The organism is Citrobacter sp. GW821-FHT07H02, assembly GCF_059418505.1.
The window spans coordinates 237896-251008 of record NZ_JBWKPZ010000004.1 but is presented as its reverse complement, the minus strand read 5'-3'; the positions used below and the strand labels follow the sequence as shown (position 1 = coordinate 251008).

At 52.3% G+C, this 13113-nt stretch carries 15 protein-coding genes; 8 read left to right on the top strand and 7 right to left on the bottom strand.

Annotated features, from left to right (window positions below; translation table 11 throughout):
• Positions 1-144: 144 nt before the first annotated feature.
• Complete coding sequence (gmhB, locus tag AC07NP_RS08095) at positions 145-711, bottom strand: D-glycero-beta-D-manno-heptose 1,7-bisphosphate 7-phosphatase (protein ID WP_203358848.1); 567 nt, start codon at positions 709-711, stop codon at positions 145-147.
• A 187-nt stretch (positions 712-898) separates the two neighbouring features.
• Here gmhB and metN point away from each other — a divergent pair, with 187 nt between their 5' ends.
• The 6 genes from metN to proS all read left to right on the top strand — a co-directional run bounded on the left by metN (position 899) and on the right by proS (position 6610).
• Positions 899-1930 carry a methionine ABC transporter ATP-binding protein MetN gene (gene metN, locus AC07NP_RS08090; protein WP_203358849.1) on the top strand — a complete coding sequence of 344 codons (1032 nt, stop codon included), beginning with the start codon at positions 899-901 and terminating at the stop codon, positions 1928-1930.
• Entirely contained in the window at positions 1923-2576 is a 654-nt protein-coding gene (locus AC07NP_RS08085; RefSeq protein WP_192611166.1) for a methionine ABC transporter permease MetI, read from the top strand. The genes metN and AC07NP_RS08085 overlap by 8 nt, the downstream gene beginning before the upstream one ends.
• A 39-nt stretch (positions 2577-2615) precedes the next feature.
• Positions 2616-3431: a methionine ABC transporter substrate-binding lipoprotein MetQ gene (gene metQ, locus AC07NP_RS08080; protein ID WP_192611165.1), complete on the top strand. Its 816-nt coding sequence runs from the start codon at positions 2616-2618 to the stop codon at positions 3429-3431.
• A 118-nt stretch (positions 3432-3549) separates the two neighbouring features.
• Positions 3550-3954: an Rcs stress response system protein RcsF gene (gene rcsF / locus AC07NP_RS08075; RefSeq protein ID WP_198906381.1), complete on the top strand. Its 405-nt coding sequence runs from the start codon at positions 3550-3552 to the stop codon at positions 3952-3954.
• A complete protein-coding gene (gene tsaA, locus AC07NP_RS08070) occupies positions 3951-4658 on the top strand; it encodes a tRNA (N6-threonylcarbamoyladenosine(37)-N6)-methyltransferase TrmO (RefSeq protein ID WP_494660090.1) in 708 nt (235 codons plus the stop codon). Before rcsF ends, tsaA begins: the two co-directional genes overlap by 4 nt.
• Positions 4659-4891: 233 nt before the next feature.
• The gene (proS, locus tag AC07NP_RS08065; RefSeq protein WP_494660089.1) at positions 4892-6610 is read left to right on the top strand and encodes a proline--tRNA ligase; all 1719 of its coding nucleotides are present in this window, start codon (positions 4892-4894) and stop codon (positions 6608-6610) included.
• A 61-nt stretch (positions 6611-6671) separates the two neighbouring features.
• On the opposite strand, the gene nlpE is transcribed toward proS, so the two are convergent.
• The 3 genes from nlpE to AC07NP_RS08050 are packed head-to-tail and all read right to left on the bottom strand — an operon-like array spanning position 6672 to position 8373.
• Positions 6672-7376, bottom strand: coding sequence for an envelope stress response activation lipoprotein NlpE (gene nlpE / locus AC07NP_RS08060; protein WP_494660088.1), 705 nt, complete (start codon positions 7374-7376; stop codon positions 6672-6674).
• Between the two features lie 32 nt (positions 7377-7408).
• Positions 7409-7831: an alternative ribosome rescue aminoacyl-tRNA hydrolase ArfB gene (gene arfB / locus AC07NP_RS08055; RefSeq protein WP_203358853.1), complete on the bottom strand. Its 423-nt coding sequence runs from the start codon at positions 7829-7831 to the stop codon at positions 7409-7411.
• Complete coding sequence (locus AC07NP_RS08050) at positions 7828-8373, bottom strand: YaeQ family protein (protein ID WP_276292778.1); 546 nt, start codon at positions 8371-8373, stop codon at positions 7828-7830. Before AC07NP_RS08050 ends, arfB begins: the two co-directional genes overlap by 4 nt.
• Before the next feature lie 199 nt (positions 8374-8572).
• Between AC07NP_RS08050 and AC07NP_RS08045 the strand changes: the two genes are divergently transcribed.
• Both AC07NP_RS08045 and rof read left to right on the top strand, forming a co-directional pair.
• The gene (locus AC07NP_RS08045) at positions 8573-8773 is read left to right on the top strand and encodes a YaeP family protein (RefSeq protein ID WP_192611158.1); all 201 of its coding nucleotides are present in this window, start codon (positions 8573-8575) and stop codon (positions 8771-8773) included.
• The gene (gene rof, locus AC07NP_RS08040; protein WP_162381175.1) at positions 8760-9020 is read left to right on the top strand and encodes a Rho-binding antiterminator; all 261 of its coding nucleotides are present in this window, start codon (positions 8760-8762) and stop codon (positions 9018-9020) included. The genes AC07NP_RS08045 and rof overlap by 14 nt, the downstream gene beginning before the upstream one ends.
• A 91-nt stretch (positions 9021-9111) precedes the next feature.
• Here the strand turns inward: rof and tilS are convergent, their stop codons facing one another.
• The 3 genes from tilS to ldcC form a co-directional block, all read right to left on the bottom strand.
• Positions 9112-10410 carry a tRNA lysidine(34) synthetase TilS gene (gene tilS, locus AC07NP_RS08035; protein WP_494660087.1) on the bottom strand — a complete coding sequence of 433 codons (1299 nt, stop codon included), beginning with the start codon at positions 10408-10410 and terminating at the stop codon, positions 9112-9114.
• 61 nt (positions 10411-10471) lie between these two features.
• Complete coding sequence (locus AC07NP_RS08030; protein ID WP_203358857.1) at positions 10472-10861, bottom strand: VOC family protein; 390 nt, start codon at positions 10859-10861, stop codon at positions 10472-10474.
• 61 nt (positions 10862-10922) lie between these two features.
• Positions 10923-13061 (bottom strand): lysine decarboxylase LdcC, encoded by a 2139-nt coding sequence (ldcC, locus tag AC07NP_RS08025; RefSeq protein ID WP_494660086.1) that lies wholly within the window; start codon positions 13059-13061, stop codon positions 10923-10925.
• Positions 13062-13113: the final 52 nt, after the last annotated feature.

The window sequence follows — 13113 nt, the reverse complement described above, 5'->3', positions numbered from 1 at the left end:
TTTTTCTCTTCAACCGAACCGGCTGTTTGTGTGAAGTGATTCACATCCGCCGTGTCGATGGAGGCGCATTATAGGGAGTTATTTCGGGCTGACAAGTCAAAAATAGAAAAAAAACGCCAACCGTTCACCTTTTCACCATAATGCCTATTTTTGCTGCTTTTTGATGGCCTGAGGCAGATCTGCAAGGCTATTTATCACCCAATCAGCTGCATTTTCCGCTTCAGGGGTGACAGGTTTACCTGTACGCACCAAAACTTTTGTTCCTACATTAGCTGCTGCCGCTGCCTGCATGTCTTCTACTTTATCGCCGACCATATAAGAAGCAGCCATATCGATGTGCAGGAAATCGCGAGCGGAGATAAACATACCGGGATGCGGTTTACGGCAATCGCAGACCTGACGGAACTCTTCCACACTCCCCTGCGGGTGATGCGGACAATAATAGATACCGTCCAGTTCAACATCCCGGTCGGCCAGAGACCAGTCCATCCATTCAGTCAACGTTTCAAACTGCGCTTCGGTAAACTTACCGCGTGCAATACCCGACTGGTTGGTGACAACCACAAGCGCATAACCCATCTTCTTAAGTTCACGCATTGCGTCGATAACGCCATCGATAAACTCAAACTCGTCTATTTCATGTACGTAGCCATGATCCACATTGATTGTGCCATCGCGGTCGAGAAAAATTGCAGGTACTGATTTTGCCACCGGTTTACTCCTGAATAAGGTATATGTCGCTAGTATCGCATGTTTCCGTAAGCAAGAAAGTGCTCATCGTCGAAAGCCGGATTGATTTAGACGTCTGGATGCCTTAACATCCATCTTGTTGACGGCGTCGACCGTATCAGGCAGACGAAAATGCCACGGCTAACTTAATTACGATAATAAATAATCAATGATTAAACTTTCGAATATCACCAAAGTGTTCCAACAGGGGACTCGCACCATTCAGGCTCTGAATAATGTCAGCCTGCATGTCCCTGCCGGGCAAATTTATGGCGTTATTGGCGCCTCCGGTGCCGGTAAAAGTACATTAATTCGCTGTGTAAACCTGCTTGAACGTCCAACCGAAGGCAGCGTGCAGGTTGGCGGTCAGGAACTGACTACGTTGTCAGAATCTGAGCTGACTAAATCCCGCCGCCAGATAGGCATGATTTTCCAGCATTTTAACCTGTTATCTTCACGTACCGTATTTGGTAACGTCGCTTTGCCGCTGGAACTGGACAACACGCCTAAAGACGAGATTAAACGTCGCGTGTCAGAGTTGTTAGATTTGGTTGGCCTCAGTGATAAACATGACAGCTACCCGGCCAATCTCTCGGGCGGTCAAAAGCAACGTGTCGCGATTGCCCGCGCACTGGCCAGCAATCCGAAAGTCTTGCTGTGCGATGAAGCCACCAGCGCACTGGATCCGGCGACGACGCGCTCCATTCTGGAGTTATTGAAAGACATTAACCGTCGTCTCGGTCTGACCATTCTTCTTATTACGCATGAAATGGACGTGGTTAAGCGTATCTGTGACTGCGTAGCGGTGATCAGTGACGGCGAGCTAATTGAACAGGACACGGTAAGCGAAGTGTTTTCACACCCGAAAACCCCGCTGGCACAGAAATTTATTCAGTCCACCCTGCATCTGGATATTCCGGAAGATTATCTGGAACGTTTAAAACCCGAGCCGCACGCAGACAGCGTCCCAATGCTGCGTATGGAATTTACCGGACAATCGGTTGATGCCCCTCTGCTCTCAGAGACGGCGCGTCGCTTCAACGTGAATAACAACATTATTAGTGCGCAGATGGATTACGCAGGCGGTGTGAAGTTCGGCATCATGCTGACGGAAATGCACGGTACGCCAGAAGAAACGCAAGCCGCCATTGCCTGGCTGCAGCAACACCATGTAAAAGTAGAGGTACTGGGTTATGTCTGAGCCGATGATATGGTTGCTGGTGCGTGGCGTCTGGGAAACGCTGGCAATGACTTTTGTGTCCGGCTTTTTTGGTTTTGTCATTGGACTGCCAGTGGGCGTGCTGCTGTATGTCACACGTCCAGGGCAAATTATTGAGAACGCAAAGCTTTACCGTACGCTTTCTGCGTTGGTCAATATTTTCCGTTCTATCCCTTTCATTATCTTATTAGTGTGGATGATTCCATTCACGAGAATGATTGTTGGCACGTCAATCGGTCTACAGGCGGCCATCGTACCGCTGACGGTTGGCGCCGCGCCGTTCATCGCACGTATGGTAGAAAACGCCCTGCTGGAAATCCCTGCCGGGCTTATCGAAGCTTCCCGGGCGATGGGGGCCACACCGCTGCAGATCGTGCGTAAAGTGCTCCTGCCAGAAGCATTGCCTGGTCTGGTGAACGCAGCAACCATTACGCTCATTACGCTGGTCGGCTACTCAGCGATGGGCGGTGCCGTCGGCGCTGGCGGGTTGGGCCAAATTGGCTATCAGTATGGTTACATCGGATACAATGCGACCGTGATGAATACGGTGCTGGTATTACTCGTCGTTCTGGTTTATTTAATTCAGTTATCCGGCGATCGCATCGTTCGGGCAGTGACGCACAAGTAACATTAAACACAACACAAATAACTCATTAAGGAAATAAGCATGGCGTTCAAATTCAAAACCTTTGCGGCAGTTGGAGCCTTGATCGGTTCTCTGGCACTTGTGGGTTGCGGCCAGGATGAAAAAGATCCGAACCACATCAAAGTGGGTGTGATTGTTGGCGCGGAACAACAAGTTGCTGAAGTGGCCCAGAAAGTGGCAAAAGAAAAATACGGTCTGGATGTTGAGCTGGTCACGTTCAACGACTACGTTCTGCCAAACGAAGCGCTGAGCAAAGGCGATATCGATGCTAACGCGTTCCAGCACAAACCTTATCTGGATCAGCAGATCAAGGATCGTGGCTACAAACTGGTGGCAGTAGGCAACACGTTCGTTTACCCGATTGCAGGCTACTCCAAAAAAATCAAATCGCTGGATGAGCTGCAGGACGGTTCACAGGTCGCTATCCCAAATGACCCGACTAACCTTGGTCGTTCCCTGCTGCTGCTGCAAAAAGTGGGCTTGATCAAGCTGAAAGAGGGTGTTGGCCTGCTGCCGACGGCGCTGGACGTTACCGAAAACCCGAAAAACCTGAAACTGGTTGAGCTGGAAGCGCCACAGCTGCCGCGTTCTCTGGACGATGCACAGATTGCACTGGCAGTGATCAATACGACCTATGCAAGTCAGATTAACCTGACCCCAGCAAAAGACGGTATCTTTGTTGAAGACAAGGACTCCCCGTACGTTAACCTGGTCGTCACTCGTGAAGATAACAAAGATGCTGAAAACGTGAAGAAATTCGTTCAGGCTTACCAGTCTGACGAAGTCTACGAAGCAGCAAATAAAGTCTTCAATGGCGGCGCGGTTAAAGGCTGGTAATTTTTAGGCTGTTTGCACAATCTGTAATATTATTCAGGACGGGCGAAAGCCCGTCTTGTCATTTATGCAGGCAACTGATTCAATATCTGACGATTAGATCATTCATTGAGGAAATATTATGCGTGCTTTACCGATCTGTTTAGTAGCACTCATGCTGAGCGGCTGTTCTATGTTAAGCAGATCCCCTGTTGAACCCGTTCAAAGCACCGCAACCCCGCCTAAAGCGGAGCCGGAAAAACCAAAAGCACCGCGCGCGACACCGGTCAGAATTATTACCAATGCTGAAGATTTAGTGGGTAAACCGTTCCGCGATCTTGGCGAAGTCAGCGGAGAATCCTGCCAGGCATCAAATCAGGACTCCCCTCCGAGCATTCCAACCGCACGCAAACGCATGCAGATTAACGCATCTAAAATGAAAGCTAATGCGGTACTGCAGCACAGCTGCGAAGTCACCAGCGGTACGCCAGGTTGCTACCGTCAGGCGGTTTGTATTGGTTCGGCCCTGAACATTTCGTCTAAATGAGCCATTTTCAGTTCGAGCAAATAGGCGTTATCCGCTCTCCTTATAAAGAAAAGTTCGCTGTTCCGCGCCAGCCGGGTCTGGTGAAAAGCGCCAACGGCGAACTGCATTTGCTCGCACCCTATAACCAGGCCGATGCTGTTCGCGGCCTGGAAGCATTTAGTCATTTGTGGGTGATTTTTGTCTTTCACCAGACAATGGAAGGCGGATGGCGCCCCACAGTGCGGCCACCTCGCCTGGGCGGCAACGCCAGAATGGGCGTTTTCGCCACGCGCTCCACTTTTCGTCCGAATCCCATCGGGATGTCGCTGGTCGAGCTAAAAGGAATTCATTGCCAGAAAGACAACGTCATCCTGAGATTAGGCAGTCTGGACCTGGTAGACGGGACGCCGGTCATCGACATCAAGCCCTACCTGCCGTTTGCTGAGGCGCTGCCGGATGCCACAGCCAGCTATGCGCAACATGCGCCCATAGCCGAAATGAAGGTCAGCTTTACTGCCGAGATTGAGCAGCAACTTCTGTCACACGAAAAGCGTTATCCGCAATTAAAAGCGTTTATTCGTGAAGTGCTGGCGCAGGATCCGCGCCCTGCCTATCGTAAGGGTGAAGAGACGGGCAAAACTTACGCCGTGTGGCTACACGATTTCAACGTGCGCTGGCGCGTCACTGAAGAGGGTTTTGAAGTCTTTGCACTGGAACCACGGTAATTTCGCGGCCTTCTCTTTTGACATCCCTTTCTCGCTGGTAAACTAGCCCCTAAATAATTCGAGTTGCAGGAAGTTAGCGACGCAGTGAATCCCCTGGAGCGTACACCAGTACGTGACTGGGGTGAACGAGGAAAGCCAACGCACATGCAACTTGAAGTATGACGGGTAAATCACTTTTTTTGTGTCAGGCTCGCGTTGAGCCTGTTCGATCGTTCAACTGGAACCGTAACAACATGCGTACTAGCCAATACCTGCTCTCCACTCTGAAGGAGACACCTGCCGACGCCGAGGTTATCAGCCACCAGCTGATGCTGCGCGCCGGGATGATCCGCAAGCTGGCCTCCGGGTTATACACCTGGCTGCCGACCGGCGTGCGCGTCCTGAAAAAAGTCGAAAATATCGTGCGTGAAGAGATGAACAACGCCGGTGCCATCGAGGTGTTAATGCCAGTGGTTCAGCCATCTGAACTGTGGCAAGAGAGTGGTCGTTGGGAACAGTATGGCCCGGAACTGCTGCGTATTGCAGACCGTGGCGATCGTCCGTTCGTACTCGGCCCGACTCACGAAGAAGTGATCACCGACCTGATTCGTAACGAACTGAGTTCTTACAAACAGCTGCCGCTGAACTTCTACCAGATCCAGACCAAATTCCGTGACGAAGTTCGCCCACGTTTCGGTGTGATGCGTTCCCGTGAATTCCTGATGAAAGATGCTTACTCTTTCCATACGTCTCAGGAATCCCTGCAGGAAACCTACGACGCCATGTACGCGGCTTACAGCAAAATCTTCAGCCGTATGGGCCTGGATTTCCGTGCTGTGCAGGCTGATACCGGTTCTATCGGCGGTAGCGCATCCCATGAATTCCAGGTGCTGGCGCAGAGCGGCGAAGATGATGTGATCTTCTCTGACTCTTCTGACTACGCAGCAAACATCGAGTTCGCTGAAGCCGTCGCGCCGAAAGAGCCACGCGCTGCTGCGACTCAGGAGATGACGCTGGTTGATACGCCGAACGCGAAAACCATCGCCGAACTGGTTGAACAGTTCAATCTGCCGATCGAAAAAACCGTGAAAACCCTGCTGGTAAAAGCAGTGGAAGGAAGCGCTTACCCACTGGTTGCGCTGCTGGTTCGTGGCGACCACGAGCTGAACGAAGTAAAAGCAGAAAAACTTCCGCAGGTTGCCAGCCCGCTGACCTTCGCGACCGAAGAAGAAATTCGCGCCGTGGTGAAAGCAGGTCCGGGTTCTCTCGGTCCGGTGAACATGCCGATTCCGATGGTTATTGACCGTACCGTGGCTGCGATGAGCGACTTCGGCGCGGGTGCGAACATCGACGGTAAACACTACTTCGGCATCAACTGGGATCGCGACGTTGCGACCCCGGAAGTCGCGGACATCCGTAACGTTGTCGCTGGCGATCCAAGCCCGGACGGTAAAGGCACGCTGCTGATTAAACGCGGTATCGAAGTCGGTCACATCTTCCAGTTGGGTACTAAGTACTCTGAAGCAATGAAAGCGGCCGTACAGGGCGAAGATGGCCGTAACCAGATCCTGACCATGGGTTGCTACGGTATCGGGGTCACTCGCGTTGTGGCGGCGGCGATTGAGCAGAATTACGACGATCGCGGCATCGTATGGCCTGACGCCATCGCCCCGTTCCAGGTTGCGATTCTGCCGATGAACATGCACAAATCCTACCGTGTGCAGGAGCTGGCCGAGAAGCTGTACGCAGAGCTGCGTGCGCAGGGTATCGAAGTGCTGATGGACGATCGTAAAGAGCGTCCGGGCGTGATGTTTGCCGACATGGAGCTGATTGGTATTCCGCACACCATCGTGCTGGGCGACCGTAACCTCGACAACGACGATATCGAATATAAATATCGTCGTAACGGCGAGAAGCAGCTGATCAAAACCGGTGACATTCTTAACTATCTGGTGAAAGCCATTAAAGGTTAAGCCATAAAAAAACCCCGCAAGTGCGGGGTTTTTTCTATCGTTATTAGCAAGGGGTCACGCGTTATTTACTGCCGCAATCCTGACCAGGAATAAATTTTATCGCTTTATCCGCCATCAGTGTTTTTACCTTCTCACCCGTATCCGGATTGGCTTCCAGCGTAAAGTGACCTTCAACCGTCAGCAGAACGGGTTTGCCCGTTTCCCCACGCGCCGATAAATAGTCTCGTTCCAGTTGGGCATTATTCGCTACCGGCATCCGTTTTCCGGTTGCACAATCGGTAAAGGTCGCCGCGTCTGCCATATAGAAATACATGCCGCGCATTGGCATTGGCGTTACCGGCAGACTGGCAGACACAGACTCAAGCGTGTAGTTGAACTGCGACTCAATCGGATTACCTTCACGATCGAGCATCTCCAGGGCATCGCCTTTCGCGCGATAGTAAGACTTCTCGCCTTTACTGTCCGTCAGCACCAGCTTATCAGCGGTACGTGCCCATGTGCCGTATGAAGCAAATGATGAAGGCTCTTTGCGCACGCCCTGATAGCGTTCGTTCATCACCCATGTTCCGTCTTTTTCAAGAAACAGGGACGTTTCAATACCTTCGCAATCCGCGCAGGGCAATACACCGCGCCAGCTTTGCTGCATTGGTTTTAATTCTGCTGCCTGTGCGGGCTGTAACGCCTCCACGTCGTGACGATTATTACACCCCATTAATGAAAAGAGTGTACAGGCTGCCACGACGGACAAAATCGCTGTTTTCACCATGAATTCCTTATAAAAATTTTCAATCTCGCTCGTCAATCCTGAGAATGGCGAACTTTACCGCGTAGCGCTTTCACTGAAGACTTTTGCGCCTTCGACGACAACCGACGCTCCTTTGCAGCGCGCCCAGGTCGCGTCGCCAGACGGCTTTTCTGAACTGCGGTTAATTCTTTTATGACCGCCACTAACCGGGCAATTGCGGCTTCCCGGTTTAGCTCCTGGCTGCGGTATTCCTGCGCCTTGATAATAATGACACCCTCCTGACTAATCAGATGGTGACTGGCGCTTAACAAGCGTTCCTTATAATACTCTGGCAGCCCGGAGGCCCGAATGTCAAAACGCAAATGGATAGCCGTCGACGTCTTATTAACGTGCTGCCCACCCGCTCCCTGAGCACGAATCGCCGTGATCTCCAGCTCATTGTCGGGAATAGAGACGTTTCGGGAGATAACGATCATGAAGCCTGTTGCCACGCAGTCAGATGAATTTCCAGATTATTCTGAGCATCCGACAGCCAGATAGCGCCATCTTGTATGGTCGCCTGCAATGTCATGGTACGACCGGCAAAATCGCTCAGTTGCGCCAGCTGTTCATCATCCAGATACCACACGGACAAGTTAGAGAACTGCGCGCACTTACTCTGGTTTTGTTGCCACCAGATTTGTGCAGCGCGGCTATTGTAGGTAAACAGCGCGACCTCTGCGGCCTGAGTACAGGCTTTCTTAACACGGCGCTCATCGGGGAGTCCAAGCTCAATCCACAGATCAACACCGAGGTGATCGTTACGCAGCCACGCTTCAGGCTCATCTTCCGCACTCAGGCCGCGCGTAAACTGTAGCCGTTCGTCGGCATATTTAATCCACGCCAACAAGCGCAGCATCATGCGCTCCTGCGTTTCAGAGGGGTGACGCGCCAGCGTTAATGTCGCATCAAGGAACTGGTTGCGATCCAGGTCCGCCACATTGACAACAGCTTTATAAATTGTCGCTTTAAGCGCCATGAGAGAGCTCCTTTCGAATCAGGCGCACATTGTAACGAAATCGGCGCCAAAAGGCTGTTAACGGATGCCTTATGTCTCCTCTATCAAGACGCTGATATTGCTTGAATGAGTATGGTATAGTCACCTTGCTAAACAGAGTTTATCTTCGTAGGCTTAGACTTGCATCCACGGTTAAGTCAGAATGCTGACAGGAGGGCATGTGGAAAAATATTGTGAGTTAATACGCAAGCGGTACGCGGAAATCGCCAGCGGAGACTTAGGGTATATCCCGGATGCGCTGGGTTGCGTATTGAAAGTGCTTAATGAAGTGGCGGAAGACAGCGCCATTTCAGAGTCGGTCAGGGAAAAGGCGGCCTATGCTGCCGCGAACTTACTGGTGAGCGATTATGTCCATGAATGAAACATATCAACCCATCAATTGCGATGACTACGACAATCTCGAGCTCGCCTGCCAGCATCATTTAATACTGACGCTGACGCTGAAAGATGGCGAGGTTATGCAGGCAAAAGCCAACGATCTGGTCTCTCGTAAAAACGTGGAATACCTGATTGCAGATGTCTCAGGCGAAACGCGTGAGCTACGTCTCGACAAAATTTCCAGTTTCAGCCATCCACAAATTGGAACCGTGGTGGTCAGCGAATCCTGAATATGTGTTGCCGGATGGCGGTGCAAGCACCTTATCCGGCCTACTCTCCATGCGATATGTAGGCCTGATAAGCGCAGCGTCATCAGGCATTTCAGATGCTCTTATCCCACACCAATTTCACACCCGATTCATCCTCTGCAAGCCCCTCACGCGTCACAAATACTCCAGCAGCCGCAATCAGCGTTTCGCCGTAAAACAGCATCGGCGTTGTATCCCGTCGCCAGGAAGGAACGCCCAGCTCCTGCCAGATTTTCTTCAACTTGCGTCCACCATTGCGCCCCACAATGTGCAGTAGGCCCGGAGCTTTGAAGCGCACAGTAACAGCTTCGTCGACGCGCGGTGCACGGAGATCGCCGCCAGGGAGCAACGCTATTCTCCCCAGCCCGGTGGGTAATTCCAGCGGTGTTTGCCACGACAACCAGCTCAGCACCGTATCGCTTTGCCCTGCAACGGATTTAACCCACCATAGTTGTGACTGGTAACGACGGATTTCATACTCGCCAAAACGCAAGCACGGGGACGCATCCTCGCGCGCCAGCGCCGCTTCCTGCCAGATTCGTTCCAGCCCGTCACGCGAGGGCATCGGCGCATTCTGCGCCGCCAGCCAACGACGTAATATTGCAGCACGACGGGCATCGCTCATCACCATGAGCGGTTCCAGCTGTAGCGAGCCTTGCGGTGTGGTGCAGTCAGCGACCTCGTTAGCTAGCAACTCATCCAGCAGGTTCTCCTGCTCAGCGCACAATGCCGCGCTACGGGCTGTCGCCCCGGCAAAGTGCGGCCAGCGTTGTTGCAGGAGCGGAATGATGCGCAGCCGTAAAAAATTACGATCGTAGGCATCATCCTGATTGCTCTCATCTTCAATCCAGCGTAACTCATGCGCTCTTGCCCACTGTTCAAGCGCGCTACGCGTTTCCATCAGCAGCGGGCGAATAAGAGACGAACCGGCAAACGGCGAACGCTCCCCCATCGACGACAGACCCGCCGGACCGCTGCCGCGCTTAAGCGCCAGCAGAAAGGTTTCGCACTGGTCGTCGAGGTGTTGGGCGGTGACCAGCACTTCACCTGGCTGCAAAGTTCGGGCAAAAGCGTCATACCGCGCGCGGCGAGCCTGCGCCTCAATCCCCAGCCCCTTATCCTCAAGCTGGACGCGTTCGACCACCAGCGGTACCTGCCATTGCTGACAAACCGCTTCACAGTGCGCCACCCAGCTGTCTGCATGGGGACTGAGTCCATGATGAACATGAATCGCGCGCAGAGTGAGGCCTGGGCTCTGTTGCCGCCACTGCACCAGTTGATGCAGAAGCACAGTGGAATCCAGACCACCGCTAAAAGCCACCAGAATCTGGCGGCAGGTCAGGAGTGAAGTGTTCAGGGTGAGTATCGTCATGATGCTTACTTACTGTGGCGTTGCCCGGCACGTTACCGGGCAGAAGCCGTAATGACAAGTCCTACTGCTCGTACAACTCAAGCGGCAACCCGTCAGGATCATTAAAAAAGGTGAAACGTTTGTGGGTAAACGGATCAATACGCACTGGCTCGCATTTCACGCCGTTTTCTTCCAGATGCGCAATAGCCTTTTCCACATCATCCACGCTAAAGGCAAGATGACGCAAGCCACAGGCTTCTGGTCGACTGGGGCGCGCTGGCGGGAAGGGAAACGAAAACAGCTCAATGACATACTGCCCGTTTAACGCCAGGTCACCTTTCCAGGAGTCACGCTCCTCTCTGTACGCTTCGCTCATCAGCGTAAATCCCAGCACATCGCAATAAAATGCCTTACTGGCGGTGTAGTTTGTCGCGATGATCGCAATATGGTGAACCTGTTTTAATCCCAGCATAGCGTCTCCTTTAGGCATGTTATCAGCACGTTACCCGTCAAACACCGGCGAAAGCAAGCGGTTAGACCGTTTTTAGGACTCTCACACGGTATACCCCATCGTCATCCTGCTTCGCACCATGAATGTCCGTTTCAAACCCGGGATAGTGATGACCGATAGAACACAGCATTAACAGAAAATCGAGCACTGCACGACTCTCTTCAGTGATCATTTCCCCCGGCATCAGCAGCGGTACTCCCGGTGGATAAGGCAACACCATATTGGCCGAAATACGCCCCACCAGTTGATCAATCGCGATGGTTTCGACTTCACCTTTGATTTGCCGCTGCCAGGCTTCGTGAGGTGTCATTTTCATTTCAGGCAATGTATCGAACGCCCGCAGCATCAGGCCAGAAAGATCGTGCTGACGAATCAGGGTATGGATCCCCTGAGCCAGATCCTGAATCCGCATATTTCGATAAAAATCGGGATCTTCCGCGTACAGATCCGGCAGCATATTTTTAACGCGAAGATTAAGGTCGTAGGAGCGTTTGAACTCCGTCAGACCGCGCAGCAATCCCATCGCCCGCGTTTTATCAATACCGATACTAAACAGGAACAACAGGTTGTACGGTCCTGTTTTCTCAACAACCACACCGCGTTCATCAAGGAATTTCGCCACCAGCGCCGCCGGTATCCCTTCCTCGCTCATCGTACCCTGCTCATCCATCCCCGGCGTCAGGATCGTGACTTTGACCGGGTCGAGAAACATGTGATCGCTATCGGCATCGGAAAATCCATGCCACGCATCCCCTGGCGCGACGGGCCAGCACTGCGCGTCATCGACATCTTCTGGCTGCCAGATATCAAAGAACCAGCTATCCGACTCTTCCCGTAGTCGCTGCACCTCTTTGCGGAAATGGAGCGCGCGTTCTACCGAACGGTTGATTAACCGCTTACCCGGATTTCCACGCAGCATTGCCGCCGCCGTCTCGATGGATGCCACAATGGGATAGCTGGGTGACGTAGAGGTGTGCATCATAAATGCTTCGTTAAAAGTGTCCTCATCGTACTCACCTTTAATATGGATGAGGGATGCCTGGGATAAGGCCGCTAGCATCTTGTGCGTAGATTGCGTTTCGAAAATCACTTTCCCTGGCACCCGCTCACCGCTCATTCCGCTTTTCCCCTGATAGATCGGATGAAAATGGGTGTACGGTACCCAGGCAGAGTCAAAATGAATCGAAGGCACCTCCAGCGTTTGCTTGATCCAGTTAGTGTTATAGAGCAAGCCGTCGTAGGTCGAGTTGGTAATGACCGCATGTACCGGCCACTGCGCCCGTGCCGTTTCTGCCACTTTGCGTTCAATGTTCGCATGGGAAAATTCGCGTCGGGGGATCCCGCCGAGAATACCGAGCGCATTTCGCGTGGGTTTCAACCATATGGGAACCACATCGCTCATCATCAGCAAGTGGGCGAGGGATTTATGACAGTTGCGATCGATAAGCAGCGTACTGCCTGCCGGAGCCGCATACATCCCGACAATTTTATTCGATGTCGAGGTTCCGTTTGTCACCATGTAGCTCTGTTCTGCGCCAAATGTGCGGGCAATGTATTCTTCGGCTTCCAGATGCGGCCCCGTATGGTCCAGCAAAGATCCTAACTCGGTAACAGAGATAGAGACGTCGGCTTTCAGCGTATTACCGCCGAAAAAATCATAGAACAGGCAACCTACAGGACTCTTTTGGTATGCGGTCCCCGCCATATGGCCTGGCGTACAAAAGGTATACTTCCCCTCTTTCACATAGGTAAACAACGCCCGGGTAAACGGCGGTGTGATGTTTTCCAGGTATTCGTTAGTGTACTGGCGAATGCGCGTTGCGATATCGTCGGACTGACCCAGCGCGTACTCAAAAAACCACAGCGCCATCCGCATATCCTGCGCACTCACATCCATGGTCGAGTGCGTATTAATAAACGCGTAAAGGGGAAGATATTCGTTCAGTTGATTTATATCGCTACACAGTTCGAGGCTGTACTCATCCCAGTCAAAAATCACGCCGCAGATCCGCGGGTTGTGTTCGATAAACTTGAGCAGGTCAACGCTATTTTGTGGCCAGATTATCTGGAATCCCTGTGATTGCAGGGAGTGTTCAAGTTCCTTGATGGGCTCGTCTTTATAAAAAACCCCGTGCGGTCCCATTATGGCAATGATATTCATGCGTTCCTCCTGGAAAATCCTTAGCTAATCATAGCCTGGTCAAACCGCAGGT

Excerpts from the sequence above, each read along its gene's own strand:
- metN (WP_203358849.1), top strand. The coding sequence starts at position 899 with ATGATTAAACTTTCGAATATCACCAAAGTGTTCCAACAGGGGACTCGC.
- AC07NP_RS08085 (WP_192611166.1), top strand. The coding sequence starts at position 1,923 with ATGTCTGAGCCGATGATATGGTTGCTGGTGCGTGGCGTCTGGGAAACG.
- metQ (WP_192611165.1), top strand. The coding sequence starts at position 2,616 with ATGGCGTTCAAATTCAAAACCTTTGCGGCAGTTGGAGCCTTGATCGGT.
- rcsF (WP_198906381.1), top strand. The coding sequence starts at position 3,550 with ATGCGTGCTTTACCGATCTGTTTAGTAGCACTCATGCTGAGCGGCTGT.
- tsaA (WP_494660090.1), top strand. The coding sequence starts at position 3,951 with ATGAGCCATTTTCAGTTCGAGCAAATAGGCGTTATCCGCTCTCCTTAT.
- proS (WP_494660089.1), top strand. The coding sequence starts at position 4,892 with ATGCGTACTAGCCAATACCTGCTCTCCACTCTGAAGGAGACACCTGCC.
- nlpE (WP_494660088.1), bottom strand. The coding sequence starts at position 7,376 with ATGGTGAAAACAGCGATTTTGTCCGTCGTGGCAGCCTGTACACTCTTT.
- arfB (WP_203358853.1), bottom strand. The coding sequence starts at position 7,831 with ATGATCGTTATCTCCCGAAACGTCTCTATTCCCGACAATGAGCTGGAG.
- AC07NP_RS08050 (WP_276292778.1), bottom strand. The coding sequence starts at position 8,373 with ATGGCGCTTAAAGCGACAATTTATAAAGCTGTTGTCAATGTGGCGGAC.
- rof (WP_162381175.1), top strand. The coding sequence starts at position 8,760 with ATGTCCATGAATGAAACATATCAACCCATCAATTGCGATGACTACGAC.
- tilS (WP_494660087.1), bottom strand. The coding sequence starts at position 10,410 with ATGACGATACTCACCCTGAACACTTCACTCCTGACCTGCCGCCAGATT.
- AC07NP_RS08030 (WP_203358857.1), bottom strand. The coding sequence starts at position 10,861 with ATGCTGGGATTAAAACAGGTTCACCATATTGCGATCATCGCGACAAAC.
- ldcC (WP_494660086.1), bottom strand. The coding sequence starts at position 13,061 with ATGAATATCATTGCCATAATGGGACCGCACGGGGTTTTTTATAAAGAC.